The organism is Streptomyces sp. NBC_00846, assembly GCF_045207325.1.
GTDB lineage: Bacteria > Actinomycetota > Actinomycetes > Streptomycetales > Streptomycetaceae > Streptomyces.
Map to the genome: position 1 here is coordinate 5,478,054 of NZ_CP108846.1, position 17,188 is coordinate 5,495,241.

Genomic DNA, 17,188 nt, shown 5'->3' on the forward strand with positions numbered 1-17,188 from the left:
GACCGGGCGTTAAGAGGGTTCTCATCTGCTCCGCCTAGCGTGCGGAGCATGAACCCCAGGACCCCCACAAAACCCACCACCCCCACCGACCCCGCAGCTCCGGCTGACAGCGAGGGAACGGGCTCCGCCCCGGACGCCGACGTCAACGACACTGAAGTGAGGGACGGCGGCTTGAAGGACGGTGGCTTGAAGGACACCGAAGTGAAGGACGGCGGATTCACGGCCTCCGAATCCGAGGCCTCCGGGTCCGAGGCCTCCGGGTCCGAGGCCTCCGGGTCCGAGGCCTCCGGGTCCGAGGCCTCCGGGTCCGAGGCCTCCGAGCCCGAGACCCCCGACGTCGACGACGTCGACGACCTCGACTTCGAGGACTCCGGCAAGAAGCCGTTCGGTCTCGGTTCGGCCGCCGCGGCCGTGGCTGCCGCCGCTCTCGGCGTCGTCGCGCTCACCGGGTCCTGGACCGGCAAGGTCGCCGCCGAGCGCGAGACCCTGATCGGTCAGATCAATACCTCGTCCGGTAGTACCGCGGCCCAGCAGATCTCCGAGATCTACGGCGACGCCTGGCACGCCACGGCACTGGTCAACGGCCTCTTCGCGCTGCTCGCCCTGCTGGTCGGCATCTTCGCCCTGGTCCGCCCGGCCTTCGGCGCGCCCTCCCCGAATCCGCAGCCCGGCTGGGTGCGGGCCGTCGCGGCCGCCGGCATCGCGCTCGGCGTCCTCGGCGTGGTGATCTCCGCAGCCATGTACTTCGACCTCATCGTGCCCCTGCCGACCGCGGTCGCCACCCAGTGAGTACGCACCGCCCCCGGACAGAACACCTAGGACATCCGCCGGTGCGGCACCGACCCGTATGCGACGGTGTCCGCGCCCGGCTAAGGCTCCTCACGCCGCGAAGATGCGGAACTCGCCCGATGTGACGGCACCCCCTGGGAGACGACAGTGGGGGTACGGCAGCAGCACTGCCGCCCCCCGGCCCCAACGGGCCGTCGTCCTCCGGGAGAAGCACATGTACACGCTCGAACTCCACAAGATGAACGCGACCGAACTGCGCCGCCGGGCCGACCGGGATCGGCTCGTCCAGGAGATCCTTCGCGCCCGCCGGGCCGCCCGTGATTCCGGGCGGGCCGCCCGTCGTGATTCCGGGAGCAAGGAGGCCGAGGGGCCGGCGAGTACGGACCGGAACCGGTTCGTCCACGCCGCCCAGTAGCCACATGACGCGACTGAGCGATACCGACGACCGGATTACGGGGCCCGCGGTGTCGGACCCGTGTGCGATGCTCGGCGACGTGGAGACCAGGTCCGTCAGCCCCGTATTCGTCGGCCGCGCAGGTGAATTCGCCTCGCTGGTCGATGCGCTCACCCGCGCCACGGGCGAAGGCACCGGCCGGGCCGACGGCCCCGGCGGCGAGCCGCAGGCGCTGATCATCGGCGGCGAGGCGGGCGTCGGGAAGACCCGGCTGGTCGAGGAGTTCCTCACGGCGGCGGTGCGCCGCGAGGCCGTCGTCGCCGTCGGCGGCTGCGTCGAGATCGGTGCCGACGGGCTGCCCTACGCCCCGTTCTCCGTCGCCCTGCGCGCCCTGCGCCGCACCCTGCCCGACGAGATGGCCGCCGCCTGCGCCGGGCAGGAGGGCGAGCTGGCCCGGCTGCTCCCCGAGCTCGGCGAGGCCCACCGGGACGCCACCGACGAGCACAGCACCGCCCGCCTCTTCGAACTCACCGCGAGACTCCTGGAACGCATCTCCGCACAGCGCACGGTCGTCCTCGTCCTGGAGGACCTGCACTGGGCCGACGCCTCCACCCGCCATCTCCTCGCCTACCTCTTCCGCACCGTGCGCAGCGGCCGCCTCGTCGTGATCGGCACCTACCGTTCCGACGACCTCCACCGCCGCCACCCCCTGCGCCCCCTCCTCGCCGAGCTGGACCGGCTCCGTACCGTCCGCCGGATCGAACTCGCCCGCTTCAACCGCGCCGAGGTCCGCCGCCAGCTCACCGGCATCCTCGCCGCCACCCCCGAGGCCGCCCTCGTGGACGAGATCTTCGAACGGTCCGACGGCAACGCCTTCTTCGTCGAGGAACTCGCCTGCAGCCTGGAGAGCGGCGACCACTCCCGGCTCTCCGACTCGCTGCGCGACCTCCTGCTCGTCCGTGTCGAAGCGCTCCCGGAGAACGCCCAGAAGATCGCCCGGATCGTCGCCGAGGGCGGTTCCGCCGTCGAGTACGAGCTGCTGGCCGCGGTCGCCCGGCTCACCGAGGACGACCTCATCGAGGCACTGCGGGCGGCCGTCGGCGCCAACCTGCTGCTCACCGCCCCGGAGGGCAACGGCTACCGCTTTCGGCACTCCCTGGTCCGCGAGGCCGTCAGCGACGATCTGCTCTCCGGCGAGCGCTCCCGGCTCAACCGGCGCTACGCGGAAGCCCTGGAGGCCGACCCCACCCTCGTCCGCGCCGGGGAACGCGCCACCCGGCTCGCCAGCTACTGGTACGGCGCACACGACGCCGCCAAGGCCCTGCCCGCCGTACTGAAGGCCTCGGTCGAGGCCCGCCGCCGCTACGCGTTCTCCGAACAACTCCGCCTGCTGGAAAGGGCGATGGAGCTGTGGGACGACGCCCCCGAAGGCGTGCGCGACACCCTGCGCCCCATCGACTACGCCGAGAGCTACCCCATCTGCAGACGCGACCCCGACGCCACCCCGCTGCGCTATCTCGACCTCATGGCCGAGGCCACCGTCGCCGCCCGGTTCGGCGGCGACCGCGAACGGGCCCTGGCCATCGCCAAGAAGGCCATGCGCGTCCTGGAGGGCGAGGACGACCCACTGCGCGCCGCCTGGTTCTGGGTCCAGCGCTCCCGGCTCATGCAGGACCTCACCCGGGGCGACGGATGGCAGGAACTGGCCAACGCCCAGGAACTCGTCCGCGGACTGCCCCCGTCCGTCGTCCACGCCGACGTTCTGATGAGCGTGGCGGGATGGGGCGCCCTGCACCGCCCCGGCGCCGAGACGCTGCTCGCCGTCGACCGGGCCGTGGAGTACGCCCGGCTCGTCGACGACGAGTACACCGAACTGCACGCCCGGCTCACCCGCGGCTGGCTCACTGCCGACGCCGGGAGCGTCGACGAAGGCATCGCCGAGATGTACGCCGTCCGCGACCGTGCCGATGAGCTGCACCTGGTCGGCATCATGAGCAGGGCCGGCATCAACCTCCCCTCCACCCTCGAAGCCATGGGCCGTTCGCTGGAGGCGGTGGCCGCCGCGGACCACGGCATCGAGATCAGCCGCAGCCACGGCATCGCCGACATGGAGGCATGGGTCCGCTGCAACCAGGCGGCCTCGCTCTTCTCCCTCGGTCACTGGGACGAGTGCCGGGCGACGGTCGACGCGGCGGCCCGCGCCGCCCAGTCCAGCAAGGCGCAAGGACTCGTCGCCTCACGCCGTACCGAACTGGCCCTCGCGCAAGGCGACCTGGCCGAGGCCGAGACCCAACTCGCCCTGACCCGACGCTGTTTCGGCACCCGGGACCCGCAGCCCCAGCACCTCATCCCCTCCGTACGGCATGCCATGGCCCTCGCCGCGCAACAGGGCAGACTCGCCGAGGCGCGGGCCGCGTTCGAGGCCCAGTCGGAACAGGGCTTCCCACCCGGCACCCAGCGGCACGCCCTGCCGCTGCTCCATGCCGCCGCCGCTGCCGAGGCCGACGCCCGGGGCCTGCCCGCCGCCGACGCCGGCCGGCCGGCGATCCTCGCCGCTGTCCGGACCCACCTGAAGCGGCTGCCGATGCTCGTCCCGCTCTGGGCCGCCTACGGTCTCCTGGTCGATGCCGAACTGGCCCGGGCCGAAGGCCTCGACACCCCCGACCACTGGTCCCGCGCCGCCACCGCCTTCGCCCCGCTCCACCGCCCGTACGAACTGGCGCAGATCCGCCACCGCTGGGCCGAGGCACTCCTCATCGCCTCCGGCGACCGGCCCGCGGCCACCACCCTGCTGCGTGACGCCCACCGCACCGCCGGGCAGCTCGGCGCGCGCCCGTTGGCCGAGACCATCGAGCTGCTGGCCGGCCGCGCCCGCATCACCCTCGCCGCCCCGGACCGGACCCCGGCCCATGGCACCGCTCACGGGATACCGGACGCCGTCACCGTCCCCGCCCAGGCGGCCACCGCCGACGAGGCGGCGGACCGGGAGCAGACCGAGGACCACCTGCGCGAGGCGGCCGCGGCGGCGGTGGAGTCCTTCGGGCTGACGCGACGCGAACAGGACGTGCACCGACTGGTCGCCGCCGGTCACACCAACCGCCGGATCGCCGAGCAGCTCTACATCTCACCCAAGACCGCGAGCGTGCACGTCTCCAACATCCTCGCCAAGCTCGGCGTCTCCAGCCGTGGCGAGGCGGCCGCCCTGGCCCACCGGCTCCGCCTCTACCCCGCCACCGCCACCGTCACCCGGAACACCTCCTGACGGGGCGGGGCCGCAGGCCCCGGCCGCCCCGGGAGCCATTCAAGGCCACCGGGCCCGGTCAGGCCCGCGGCCCGCTCTCCGGAGCCCCCTCGGGTCCGGCGTCCGGTCCGGCCTGCGGACCGTCCGGAACATCCGGCCCGGGAGCCCCTTCGCGGCCGTCGGCACCGGCACCGTCGGCATGGGCCTCGGCACCGTCGTCGCTGTCGGCACCGTCGGCGTCACCGGGCGACCTGACGATCACCTTCCCGGAGGCCAGGTCTATCGGCCCGCGCCCCGGGTCGCCGACGCCGAGGTCCACCCGGGTCAGCTCCAGCCGCTTCTGCTCCTCGGCGGCATGCTTGCGGCTCGGTGCGAAGAGTTCCTCGAAGAAGTTGAACACCGCACGCACGCCCTTTCACCTGCTGTAGCCGCTACCGCACCGCCAGCACCAGGATCCTGTCGTCTCCCGGCTTCGGGGTGCCACGGGTGTCCGTATTGCTCGTGACGAGCCAGAGCTTGTTGCCGCCCGCGGTGAGCACGGTGCGCAGACGGCCGTACGTCCCCTTCAGGAACGCTTGCGGGGCCGCCGCCAGTTCCCCGTCGCCCCTGCCGGACAGCGGAATCCGCCAGAGCCGCTCACCACGCAGGGCCGCCATCCAGATCGAACCCTCGGCGAAGGCGATGCCGCTCGGGGACGCCTCGGACGGCTTCCACTGTGCCACGGGGTCGATGAAACCCTTCTTCCCGGCCTTGCCCTCGACCACCGGCCAGCCGTAATTCCCACCTGGCACGATCCGGTTCAGCTCGTCCCAGGTGTCCTGCCCGAATTCGGACGCCCACAGCTGCTTCCGGTCGTCCCAGGCCAGTCCCTGCACATTGCGGTGCCCGTACGAATACACCACGGAGTCGGCCGCCGGATTGCCGTGCAGCGGCTGACCGTCCGGGGTCATCCGCAGGATCTTGCCGCCCAGGGACTTCTTGTCCTGCGCGAGCCGGTCGTCCCCGGTGTCCCCGGTGCCCGCGTACAGCATGTGGTCCGGGCCGAACGCGATCCGCCCGCCGTTGTGGTTCGAGCCCTTCGGGATGCCCCGCAGAATCGTGTCCGGAGCGCCCAGCAGTCGGCCGGGCGTCGTGCCGTGCTCGTCGTACTGCATGCGCGCGATGCGGTTGTCGGACGCCGTCGTGAAATACGCGTACACCAGATGGTCCGAACCGTACGTGGGGGAGACCGCGATGCCCAGGAGTCCGCCCTCGCCACCGGGCGACACCCCGGGCACGGCGCCCAGCAGGGTCTTCTTGCCGCTCTTCCCGTCGATCCGGGTGATCGTTCCCTTGTCGCGCGAGGACACCAGCAGATCGCCGCCGGGCAGCTCGGCCAGTCCCCACGGCGAGTCGAGGCCCTCGGTGAGCGTGGAGACCACCTTCACCGAGCCCTTCGCCGGCGGCGGGGTGACCGACGGGGACGGGGAGGCCGACGGGCCCGAGACGGCGGGGGCGGGCCGGGACGGCGGGTCGCCGGCGCCCGACGCGCTGCCGGAACCGTCCCCGGAGGAACAGCCCGCGGTCAGCAGCAGGCCCGCGGCCAGCGCGGCCACCGACCCGCGTCGCACGCCCGCGCGCCGACGCCGCCCCCGAAACCCCCCACGCCCCGCAGGGCCTCGTACAGATCCGAACCCAACACCGCGCACAGCATCGATCCCTTCGACGGCCACCTGACCACTGTCTCTTACACCGCCGCGCCGCCCAGGGTTTCCCGTACCCGCCGATTCCCCCGATCGCTGATCCCGGGGACGGGACAGTCGACCGTGTGGGTGTCAGTCCCACGACCCCCGCGCGGCGGGCAGCCGGGCGATCTCCAGCAGATCCTGCGCGGTCAGCGTCAGCCCGGCCGCTCCCGCGTTCTCCACCGCCCACCGTTCCCGCTTGGTCCCCGGCACCGGCACCACATGCGGCCCCTGCCGCAGCACCCAGGCCAGCGCCACCTGCGCCGCGGTCGCCCCGTGCCGCTCGCCGATCCGCCGCAATCCGACCACCACCGGCTGGTTCGCCGCCATCATCTCGGCCGTGAACCGCGGATGCCTGGCCCGCAGATCCTCCGGCTCGAAGCCCTGTCCCGGGGTCAGCGTGCCCGTCAGATAGCCGTTTCCCAGAGGCATCGCCGCCAGCAGCCCCACACCCCGCGCCGAGCACCACGGAAGCAGCGACTCCAGCGCCTCCGGTGACCAGACCGAGAGCTCGGCCTGCACCGCGCTCACCGGGAAGACCTGCTGCACCCGGTCCAGCTGACGGATCGTTTCGTCATACTTTCGGGCCCCCGGTCTGCGCGAGGCCCGCGCCCCGACCGCACAGAGCCCGAGCGCCCGCACCTTTCCCGCGGTCACCAACTCCGCCATCGCGCCCCAGGTCTCCTCGACCGGTACTTCGGGATCGGCCCGGTGCAGCTGGTACAGATCGATCACATCGGTCTGCAGCCGGCGCAGCGAGGCGTCACAGGCCCGCCGCACATAGCCGGGGCGGCCATTGGCCACGATGTGCTGATCGCCCACCAGCAGCCCGCACTTGGTGGAGACGAAGGCATCGGACCTGCGGCCCTTCAGTGCCCGGCCCACCAGCAGCTCATTGGTGAAGGGGCCGTACATGTCGGCCGTGTCGAGCAGTTGGACGCCCGCGTCGAGCGCGGCGTGCACCGCACGCAACGCACGGTCACCGCGCTGCTGCGACGCGCTGTACGCCCAGCTCATCGGCATGCAGCCGAGACCGACGGCCCCCACGGCGAGCGCCGCCGCACCGAGACTCCTGCGCTCCAACTCCCCCAACCCTTCCGCCCCGCCACGGGACCGCAACGCACCCCAAAGTAACCTCTGCCGATCACCCTCCCTCGCGCAGCCTCCCGGCGATTAGCCTCCTGACCATGACTTCGACGAAGACTCCCGACGTATGGCTGCCGTTTCCCGCCGACGAGATCGACGGGCTCCCCGAAGGCCTCGCCTACCGCTTCTGGGACGGCGGACCGGAGTACCCCGCCGACCCGGCCGATTGCGCCTTCTACGTCGTGCCCTACATGAAGGGTCCGGAAGTCTCCGTCCGTCCGCTCGCCGGGATGACACAGGTCCAGGTCGTGCAGACGCTCACCGCGGGCATCGACCATGTCGAGCCGGGCCTCGGCCTGTTGCCGGACGGAGTGCGGCTGTGCAACGCCAAGGGGGTCCACGAGGCGTCGACGGCGGAGCTCGCCCTCGCCCTGATCCTCGCCTCCCTGCGCGGCTTCCCCGGGTTCGTCCACGGGCAGGACAAGGAGGAGTGGCGGTCCGGTTTCTACCCCGCGCTCGCCGACAAATCCGTACTGATCGTGGGATACGGCTCGATCGGCGCCGCCATCGAGGACCGGGTCTCGCCCTTCGAGTGCGCGCGGGTGGCGCGCGTCGCGCGCTCTGCGCGGACAACCGCACGCGGCCCCGTGCACACACTCGACGACCTGCCCGCACTCCTGTCCGAGGCCGACGTCGTCGTGCTGTCCACCCCGCTGAACCCGTCCACACAAGGGCTGGTGGGCGCGGAGTTCCTTGCCGCGATGCCGGACGGAGCGCTGCTCGTGAACGTCGCACGGGGCGGCGTCGTCGACACCAAGTCACTGCTGCTCGAACTCGAGTCCGGCCGGCTGCGCGCCGCTCTCGATGTCACCGACCCGGAACCGCTGCCCGCCGGCCATCCTCTCTGGCATGCTCCGAACGTCCTGATCACCCCTCATGTGGGCGGCAGCACCTCGGCGTTCCTGCCACGTGCCAAGCGTCTGGTGGCCGGGCAGCTGAGCCGGTTCGCCGCGGGGGAACCGGTACGGAACGTCGTACGCACCACCGGCTGACCACGCTGTGGGTCCGCCCGACTGCGCACCGTACCGACAACAGGCGTGGTGGTTACGGAGAGTAGATGAACTATGTCCCTCTGTGACTGGTCTGGTGTATCGTCCCGAAAGGGGCGCTGCGCCGAGGAAGGGACGGCGCCGGAAAGGACGCAACACGCGAGGGGGGACGGGCGATGCACGGCCGATGGGCGAACGATCCGACACCGCAGGGCAGCCGACGGCGGCTCGGGGCCGCTCGGGCTTTCCCGCTCCCCGCCCGCGGCACGGGCGTCGCGGCGCGTGGCGCGTGTGACCGCATGGCGGACGGACTCCTTCGCACCGGGCGTACGCGTACGGACCCGACCGCAGGGCGGGCGTCGTGGGCGCCGGGCATCGCGGTGGGAGCCCCGGCGGGGCGACCGGTGCGTGCGCACCCGTCGCCGGGTGTGCCACGGTGAGCGCGCCGGCCGGCGCCCTCGGAGCGCTCCTCTCCCGGCGGGCGGCCCTCGGCGGCGCCTCCTCGCTGGTATCGCAGGTCCTGCTCGGCCTCGTCTGCGGGGGCTACGCGGTCGGGGCCGCCCTCGGCTGGGGTTCGAGGGAACTCGCGCTGTTCATGGGGGATTTCGGCCTCAGTGCCGCCGCGCTGGCAGCAGCCGTCTCCTGCTTCCTCTACGGGCGGGCCGGCGGTGACCGGTGCCGGCCCGCCTGGCTGCTGTTCTCGCTCTCCTCGCTCATGGCCGCCGGGGGCAACGCCGTTTGGGGGTGGTACGAGGTCCTGCTCGGGCTCCAGGTGCCCAGCCTCTCACTCGCCGACGCCTTCTACCTCTGCTTCGCACCGCCCGCCATCGTCGGACTGCTCGTCCTCGCCAAACGCCCCGTCACCCGGGCCGGCTGGGTCTGTCTCGCACTGGACTCCTGGCTGATCGGCGGATCGCTCCTCACACTCTCCTGGAGCCTCGCCCTCGCCCACACCGCGCACCTCGCGGACGCGCAGGGGGCGAGCGTGGCGCGCACCGCCCTCTCGCTGGCCTATCCGCTGCTCGACATCGTGCTGGTCTCCATGGTGCTGGCCCTGCACTTCCGACGGTCCAACATCAACCGCTCCTCGGTGAACACCGCCATCGCCGCCCTGGCCCTGACGGTCCTGTCCGACGCCCTGTTCACCTCACCGCTGCTGCGCCAGACCTACCACTCCGGCCAGTTGCTGGACGCGGGCTGGTTCGCCGGATCGCTGCTCCTCGCGTACGCCCCCTGGGGCGCGGCCAACGCGCGGGAGCACGCCTTCCCGCCACGGGACGCGCCGCGGCCGACCAGCCGCCCCATCGCCGGATCGCTGGCCGCGCTGACGCCCTATCTCGCCGCCGCCGTCTGCACCCTCGGAATTCTCCACAACGTCATCGAGGGCCGCCGCGTGGACCGCGTCGTGGTCTTCACCGGCTGCACGGTGGTGCTCGCCCTGGTCGTCCGGCAGGGCATCATGCTCGTCGACAACATCGCCCTCACCCAGGAACTGGCGCAGAAGGAGAACCACTTCCGCTCCCTGGTGCAAGGCTCCAGCGACGTCATCATGATCGCCGCCCCCACCGGCGTCCTGCGCTACGTCAGCCCCGCCGCCGCGGGGGTGTACGGGCGCGACGCCGAAGACCTCGTCGGCGCCGAGCTCTCCTCGATCATCCACCCCGACGACCTGGGCCAGGTCGTCCACGAGGTGCGCCGGTTCCTCGCCGCCTCTCCGGCCGAAGAACCCACCACCCGGATCGAGTGCCGGTTCAGATCCGGTACGGGCGACTGGCTCAATGTCGAATCCACCGTCAACCGCCACCAGGGCGGCCTGATCCTCAACAGTCGCGACGTGACCGAACGGGTGCGCCTGCAGGCCCAGTTGCAGCACAACGCCGAGCACGACCCGCTCACCGACCTGCCCAACCGCGCCTTGTTCACCGAGCGGGTGCGCCAGGCCCTCGGCGGCCGCCGTTCCGGCGACCCGGGCACCGCCGTGCTCTTCATCGACCTCGACGGCTTCAAGGCGGTCAACGACCGCCTCGGCCACCAGGCGGGCGACGAGCTCCTCGTCCAGGCCGCCCGCCGCCTCCACGAATCCGTACGGGCCGGCGACACCGCCGCCCGCCTCGGCGGTGACGAATTCGCCGCCATCATCCTCGGCGACGGCACCCGCGACCAGTCCGCCCGGGAGTGCCAGGTCCACGAGATCGCCGACCGGCTGCGCCTCACGCTCTCCCAGCCGTACCGCATCGGCGCCGGTGAGGTCAGGGTCGCCGCGTCCATCGGAGTCGCGTTCGCCGAGCCCGGCATCACTCCCAGCGACCTCATGCGCAACGCGGACCTCGCCATGTATCGCGCCAAGGCCGGCGGCAAGGACCGCGTCGAGCTGTACGCCCCGCAGATGCAGGCCGAAGTCGTACGCCGATCCGAGCTCGCGGCCCGGCTGCGCACCGCACTGCGCGACGGCGAGTTCGCCCTGCTCCACCAGCCCGTCGTACATCTCGCCAGCGGCAGTGTCGCCGCCGTCGCCGCCCAGGCCCGCTGGCGCTCCGCCCAGGGCATCCTGTTCACCCCGGCCGAATTCCTCCGCGTCGCCGATGACAGCGACCGCACCGCCGAGCTCGGCCGCTGGCTCCTCGAAGAGGCCGTCGAGCAGGCCGCCGACCGGGCCAGGGCCGGTCACCCCGTCTCCGTCGCCGTGCGGCTCTCCGCCCGCAGGCTCCTCGACCAGGCCATGCCGTTCAGTTCCGTCGAGGCGCTGCTCACCCGCCACAGCCTGCCCTCGGGCGCCCTCATGATCGAGGTCGCCGACAGTGACCCCCGCATCTCCTTCGACGACCTCGAACAGCGTCTCGTCGCCCTGCGCCGACTCGGCGTCCGCATCGCGCTCGACGGCTTCGGCAGCGGCTACGCCGCGATCAATGCCCTGCGCCGGCTCCCCATCGACGTACTGAAACTGGACCGCGGTCTCGTCGAGGGCGTCGTGGAATCCGCCCGGCTGAACAAGATCACCAGCGGCCTCCTGCGCATCGCCTGCGACCTCGGCATGCAGTCCGTGGCCGACGGGGTCGACGTACCGGAGCAGGTCCTTGCGCTGCGCGCCATGGGCTGTACGCACGGCCAGGGAATGGCCTTCTCCGGGCCGCTCGACGAGTACCGGCTGCGCCGCGCCCTGGCCCGCGGTGAGTTCCCGGTGCCCGGCAGCACCGCCGCCCAGCCGGTCCTGACGGGCGGCTCCGTCCCCCTCCTGAGTAGCTCACATGCTGAGACTCCCGTCCCACCCACTTGACACCCCGCGTGCGTCGGAGAGAGGGTCATTGCCATGCGCACCCGAATTCTCGTACTTGGAAAGCGCGTCGGCTGAGCGGAGTCCCTCGTGGAGACTCCGCAGACCACACCGACGCGCTCCCCTCGCTTGCCTCACGGCACGAGGGGTTTTTTATTGCACCGGCACCAGGCAAAACGTCGCAAAGTACCCGCAAGATACTCGCAAAAACCCTCAGCTTCGAGAAGAGAATGCCGATGACCGAGCAGGCCACCGGGGCCCACCATCCCCAGCCGCGGGCCCGTAACGGCGGATCGTCCGCCGCCACCGTTGAGCACGTCACGGGTGCGCAGTCCCTCATCCGGTCTCTCGAGGAGGTGGGGGCCGACACGGTATTCGGCATTCCCGGCGGCGCCATCCTTCCGGCGTACGACCCGATGATGGACTCCACCCGGGTCCGTCATGTACTGGTCCGGCACGAGCAGGGCGCGGGACACGCCGCCACCGGTTACGCGCAGGCCACCGGCAAGGTCGGCGTCTGCATGGCCACCTCGGGTCCCGGAGCCACCAACCTGGTCACGCCGATCGCCGACGCCCACATGGACTCCGTCCCGCTGGTCGCGATCACCGGCCAGGTCGCCTCCAAGGCGATCGGGACGGACGCCTTCCAGGAAGCCGACATCTGCGGCATCACCATGCCGGTCACCAAGCACAACTTCCTGGTCACCAGGGCCGAGGACATCCCGCACACGATCGCCGAGGCCTTCCACATCGCCTCCTCCGGCCGTCCGGGACCCGTCCTCGTCGACATCGCCAAGGACGCCCTCCAGGCGCGGACCACGTTCAGCTGGCCGCCCGTCCTGGACCTGCCCGGCTACCGCCCGGTCACCAAGCCGCACGCCAAGCAGATCCGCGAGGCCGCCAGGCTCATCACCCAGGCCAAGCGCCCGGTGCTGTACGTCGGCGGCGGCGTCATCAAGGCGGGGGCCACCGCCGAACTGAAGGTCCTCGCAGAGCTCACCGGAGCGCCCGTCACCACCACACTGATGGCGCTCGGCGCATTCCCCGACAGCCATCCGCTGCACGTCGGAATGCCGGGCATGCACGGTGCGGTCACCGCCGTCACCGCGCTGCAGAAGGCCGACCTGATCGTCGCCCTCGGAGCCCGTTTCGACGACCGCGTCACCGGCAAGCTGGACAGCTTCGCCCCGTACGCCAAGATCGTCCACGCCGACATCGACCCGGCCGAGATCGGCAAGAACCGCGAGGCCGACGTGCCGATCGTGGGCGACGCCCGCGAGGTCCTGGCCGACCTGGTCCAGGCCGTCCAGGCCGAGCACACCGAAGGCCACGTGGGTGACTACGAAGCCTGGTGGAAGGACCTCAACCGCTGGCGCGAGACGTACCCGCTCGGCTACGAGCTGCCCGAGGACGGCAGCCTCTCGCCGCAGCAGGTCATCCAGCGCATCGGCGAGCTCGCCCCCGAGGGCACGATCTTCGCGGCGGGCGTCGGCCAGCACCAGATGTGGGCCTCGCACTTCATCCAGTACGAGCAGCCCGCCACCTGGCTGAACTCCGGCGGCGCCGGAACGATGGGCTACGCGGTCCCGGCCGCGATGGGCGCCAAGGCCGGCAAGCCGGACCGTACGGTCTGGGCGATCGACGGCGACGGCTGCTTCCAGATGACCAACCAGGAACTCACCACCTGCGCGCTCAACAACATCCCGATCAAGGTCGCCATCATCAACAACGGCGCGCTCGGAATGGTCCGCCAGTGGCAGACCCTGTTCTACAACCAGCGGTACTCCAACACCGTGCTGCACTCCGGTGCCGACACCGAGGGCGTCCCGGCGAAGGGCACCCGCGTCCCCGACTTCGTCAAGCTGTCCGAGGCCATGGGCTGCTACGCGATCCGCTGCGAGGACCCGGCCGATCTGGACAGGGTCATCGAAGAGGCCAACTCCATCAACGACCGCCCCGTCGTGATCGACTTCATCGTCCACGAGGACGCCATGGTGTGGCCGATGGTCGCCGCCGGCACCTCCAACGACGAGGTCATGGCCGCCCGCGGAGTCCGCCCCGACTTCGGCGACAACGAAGACGACTGAGAGACAGAGAGAGACCGACTCCATGTCCACCAAGCACACGCTCTCCGTCCTGGTCGAGAACAAGCCCGGTGTCCTCGCCCGGATCACCGCCCTGTTCTCCCGCCGCGGCTTCAACATCGACTCGCTCGCGGTCGGCACCACCGAACACCCCGACATCTCGCGCATCACCATCGTCGTCAATGTCGAGGACCTGCCTCTCGAGCAGGTGACCAAGCAGCTCAACAAGCTGGTGAACGTCCTGAAGATCGTCGAACTCGAGCCGTCCGCTGCGATCCAGCGCGAGCTCGTCCTGGTGAAGGTCCGCGCCGACAGCGAGACCCGTTCCCAGATCGTCGAGATCGTCCAGCTGTTCCGCGCCAAGACCGTGGACGTCTCCCCGGAGGCCGTCACGATCGAGGCGACCGGAGGCTCCGACAAGCTGGAGGCCATGCTCAAGATGCTGGAGCAGTACGGCATCAAGGAGCTGGTCCAGTCCGGCACGATCGCCATAGGGCGTGGCGCCCGCTCGATCACCGACCGTTCGCTGCGCGCCCTGGACCGTACGGCCTAGCCGCTCCCCCCTCGCCGCTCGTATGGCGAGACTCGAAAACGTATCTGACGCACCCCGCCGTACGGTGGGACGCAACACCTGCACACCAAGGAGAGACCCAGTGGCCGAGCTGTTCTACGACGACGATGCCGACCTGTCCATCATCCAGGGCCGCAAGGTCGCGGTCATCGGCTACGGCAGCCAGGGCCACGCCCACGCGCTGTCGCTGCGTGACTCGGGTGTCGACGTCCGTGTCGGTCTGCACGAGGGCTCCAAGTCCAAGGCGAAGGCCGAGGAGCAGGGCCTGCGCGTGGTGACGCCGTCCGAGGCCGCCGCCGAGGCCGACGTCATCATGATCCTGGTCCCGGACCCGATCCAGGCCCAGGTCTACGAGGAGTCCATCAAGGACAACCTCAAGGACGGCGACGCGCTGTTCTTCGGCCACGGCCTGAACATCCGCTTCGACTTCATCAAGCCGCCGGCGGGCGTCGACGTCTGCATGGTCGCCCCCAAGGGCCCGGGCCACCTGGTCCGCCGTCAGTACGAGGAGGGTCGCGGCGTTCCGTGCATCGTGGCCGTCGAGCAGGACGCCTCGGGCAACGGCCTGGCGCTCGCCCTGTCGTACGCCAAGGGCATCGGCGGCACCCGCGCCGGCGTCATCAAGACGACCTTCACCGAGGAGACCGAGACCGACCTGTTCGGTGAGCAGGCCGTCCTCTGCGGTGGCACCGCCGCCCTGGTCAAGGCCGGTTTCGAGACCCTGACCGAGGCCGGCTACCAGCCGGAGATCGCGTACTTCGAGTGCCTGCACGAGCTGAAGCTCATCGTGGACCTCATGTACGAGGGTGGCCTGGAGAAGATGCGCTGGTCCATCTCGGAGACCGCCGAGTGGGGCGACTACGTCACCGGCCCGCGGATCATCACGGACGCCACCAAGGCCGAGATGAAGAAGGTCCTCGCGGAGATCCAGGACGGCACCTTCGCCAAGAACTGGATGGCCGAGTACCACAACGGTCTGCCCAAGTACAACGAGTACAAGAAGGCGGACAGCGACCACCTCCTGGAGACCACCGGCCGTGAGCTGCGCAAGCTCATGAGCTGGGTCAACGACGAGGACGCGTAACACCGACGCCCCCGGGGGCGGGTCATCCGACCCGCCCCCGGGGGGGCGTATCCGCTTCACCGCTGGAAGAGGCGGCGTCGTACGTGTGTACAAGTCGTCCATCCTCGTGTGGGTGATCCTTCCATCGGGGCACAGTACGCGTCCTGGCGCATGACTACACTTCTCCACACATACACGCGTCAGGCCCACAGTGTCGTGCGTCTTCCACGCGGCAAGCCCCTCCACCGCCTGCGGCCGTCGGGACGGCCGTCCGCACTGGACCTGTGAGGACTCACGTGAGCTCGAAACCTGTCGTACTCATCGCTGAAGAGCTGTCGCCTGCCACGGTTGACGCCCTGGGCCCGGATTTCGACATCCGGCACTGCAACGGCGCGGACCGCTCCCAGCTCCTCCCCGCGATCGCCGATGTCGACGCCATCCTGGTGCGCTCCGCCACCAAGGTCGACGCCGAGGCCATCGCCGCCGCGAAGAAGCTGAAGGTCGTCGCCCGCGCGGGCGTCGGTCTGGACAATGTCGACGTCTCCGCCGCCACCAAGGCCGGCGTGATGGTCGTCAACGCGCCGACCTCCAACATCGTCACCGCCGCCGAACTGGCCTGCGGTCTGCTGGTCGCCACCGCGCGCAACATCCCGCAAGCCAACACCGCCCTGAAGAACGGCGAGTGGAAGCGCTCCAAGTACACCGGCGTCGAGCTGAGCGAGAAGATCCTCGGCGTCGTCGGCCTCGGCCGCATCGGCGTCCTGGTCGCGCAGCGCATGTCGGCCTTCGGCATGAAGATCGTCGCGTACGACCCCTATGTACAGCCCGCGCGCGCCGCCCAGATGGGCGTCAAGCTCCTGTCGCTGGACGAGCTGCTCCGGGTCGCCGACTTCATCACCGTGCACCTGCCCAAGACCCCCGAGACGCTCGGCCTGATCGGCGACGAGGCGCTGCACAAGGTGAAGCCCTCGGTGCGCATCGTCAACGCCGCGCGCGGCGGCATCGTCGACGAGGAGGCGCTCGCCTCCGCCCTCAAGGAGGGCCGGGTCGCCGGTGCCGGTCTCGACGTGTACACGAAGGAGCCCTGCACGAACTCCCCGCTGTTCGAGTTCGACCAGGTCGTCTGCACCCCGCACCTCGGCGCCTCCACCGACGAGGCCCAGGAGAAGGCCGGTATCGCGGTCGCCAAGTCCGTGCGCCTCGCGCTCGCCGGTGAGCTCGTGCCGGACGCGGTCAACGTCCAGGGCGGCGTGATCGCCGAGGACGTGCGCCCGGGCCTGCCGCTCGCCGAGAAGCTCGGCCGGATCTTCACCGCGCTCGCGGGCGAGGTCGCGGTCCGGCTCGACGTCGAGGTGTACGGCGAGATCACCCAGCACGATGTCAAGGTGCTCGAACTCTCCGCGCTCAAGGGTGTCTTCGAGGACGTCGTCGACGAGACCGTGTCGTACGTGAACGCCCCGCTCTTCGCGCAGGAGCGCGGTGTCGAGGTCCGCCTCACCACCAGCTCCGAGTCGCCGGACCACCGCAACATGGTCACCGTCCGCGGCACGCTCTCGGGCGGCGAGGAGGTGGCGGTCTCCGGCACACTGGCCGGACCCAAGCACCTCCAGAAGATCGTCGCCGTCGGCGAGTACGACGTGGACCTGGCGCTGGCCGACCACATGGTGGTGCTGCGCTACGAGGACCGCCCCGGTGTCGTCGGCACGGTCGGCCGGATCCTTGGCGAGGCCGGTCTGAACATCGCGGGCATGCAGGTCTCGCGGACGGGCGCGGGCGGCGAGGCGCTGGTCGTGCTCACCGTCGACGACGACGTCCCGGCGTCGGTGCTCGCCGAGATCTCCTCGGAGATCGGGGCCGCGTCGGCCCGTACGGTGAACCTGACCGACTGACAAAGGCCCGAGGACTCCGCGTACCCG

Annotated in this window: 12 protein-coding genes; 9 read left to right on the forward strand and 3 right to left on the reverse strand. The window is 70.9% G+C overall.

Going from position 1 to position 17,188, the window contains the following annotated elements:
* Positions 1–48: 48 nt before the first annotated feature.
* The 3 genes from OG936_RS25260 to OG936_RS25270 all read left to right on the forward strand — a co-directional run bounded on the left by OG936_RS25260 (position 49) and on the right by OG936_RS25270 (position 4,445).
* Positions 49–789, forward strand: coding sequence for a hypothetical protein (locus OG936_RS25260; protein ID WP_406497666.1), 741 nt, complete (start codon positions 49–51; stop codon positions 787–789).
* Positions 790–1,003: 214 nt separating this feature from the next.
* Complete coding sequence (locus OG936_RS25265; RefSeq protein ID WP_406497668.1) at positions 1,004–1,204, forward strand: hypothetical protein; 201 nt, start codon at positions 1,004–1,006, stop codon at positions 1,202–1,204.
* A 67-nt stretch (positions 1,205–1,271) separates the two neighbouring features.
* Positions 1,272–4,445, forward strand: coding sequence for an AAA family ATPase (locus tag OG936_RS25270; RefSeq protein WP_406500604.1), 3,174 nt, complete (start codon positions 1,272–1,274; stop codon positions 4,443–4,445).
* Positions 4,446–4,503: 58 nt separating this feature from the next.
* On the opposite strand, the gene OG936_RS25275 is transcribed toward OG936_RS25270, so the two are convergent.
* The 3 genes from OG936_RS25275 to OG936_RS25285 all read right to left on the reverse strand — a co-directional run bounded on the left by OG936_RS25275 (position 4,504) and on the right by OG936_RS25285 (position 7,195).
* A complete protein-coding gene (locus OG936_RS25275; protein ID WP_406497670.1) occupies positions 4,504–4,833 on the reverse strand; it encodes a DUF6191 domain-containing protein in 330 nt (109 codons plus the stop codon).
* Positions 4,834–4,855: 22 nt separating this feature from the next.
* Positions 4,856–6,019, reverse strand: a complete 1,164-nt coding sequence (locus OG936_RS25280) for a PQQ-dependent sugar dehydrogenase (RefSeq protein ID WP_406500605.1) — start codon at positions 6,017–6,019, stop codon at positions 4,856–4,858.
* Between the two features lie 219 nt (positions 6,020–6,238).
* Positions 6,239–7,195 carry an aldo/keto reductase gene (locus OG936_RS25285; RefSeq protein ID WP_406500606.1) on the reverse strand — a complete coding sequence of 319 codons (957 nt, stop codon included), beginning with the start codon at positions 7,193–7,195 and terminating at the stop codon, positions 6,239–6,241.
* 140 nt (positions 7,196–7,335) lie between these two features.
* On the opposite strand from OG936_RS25285, the gene OG936_RS25290 reads away from it, so the two are divergent.
* The 6 genes from OG936_RS25290 to serA all read left to right on the forward strand — a co-directional run bounded on the left by OG936_RS25290 (position 7,336) and on the right by serA (position 17,161).
* On the forward strand, positions 7,336–8,286 hold the full coding sequence (locus OG936_RS25290; protein ID WP_406497672.1) for a 2-hydroxyacid dehydrogenase: 951 nt from the start codon (positions 7,336–7,338) through the stop codon (positions 8,284–8,286).
* A gap of 433 nt (positions 8,287–8,719) precedes the next feature.
* The gene (locus OG936_RS25295; protein ID WP_406497673.1) at positions 8,720–11,557 is read left to right on the forward strand and encodes a putative bifunctional diguanylate cyclase/phosphodiesterase; all 2,838 of its coding nucleotides are present in this window, start codon (positions 8,720–8,722) and stop codon (positions 11,555–11,557) included.
* A 227-nt stretch (positions 11,558–11,784) separates the two neighbouring features.
* Positions 11,785–13,641 (forward strand): acetolactate synthase large subunit, encoded by a 1,857-nt coding sequence (locus OG936_RS25300; protein ID WP_383751227.1) that lies wholly within the window; start codon positions 11,785–11,787, stop codon positions 13,639–13,641.
* A gap of 22 nt (positions 13,642–13,663) precedes the next feature.
* Positions 13,664–14,191, forward strand: a complete 528-nt coding sequence (gene ilvN, locus OG936_RS25305) for an acetolactate synthase small subunit (protein WP_383751230.1) — start codon at positions 13,664–13,666, stop codon at positions 14,189–14,191.
* Between the two features lie 100 nt (positions 14,192–14,291).
* Positions 14,292–15,293 carry a ketol-acid reductoisomerase gene (gene ilvC, locus OG936_RS25310; RefSeq protein ID WP_361447182.1) on the forward strand — a complete coding sequence of 334 codons (1,002 nt, stop codon included), beginning with the start codon at positions 14,292–14,294 and terminating at the stop codon, positions 15,291–15,293.
* A gap of 275 nt (positions 15,294–15,568) precedes the next feature.
* Positions 15,569–17,161, forward strand: coding sequence for a phosphoglycerate dehydrogenase (serA, locus tag OG936_RS25315; RefSeq protein WP_406497676.1), 1,593 nt, complete (start codon positions 15,569–15,571; stop codon positions 17,159–17,161).
* The last annotated feature ends 27 nt before the right edge of the window (positions 17,162–17,188 follow it).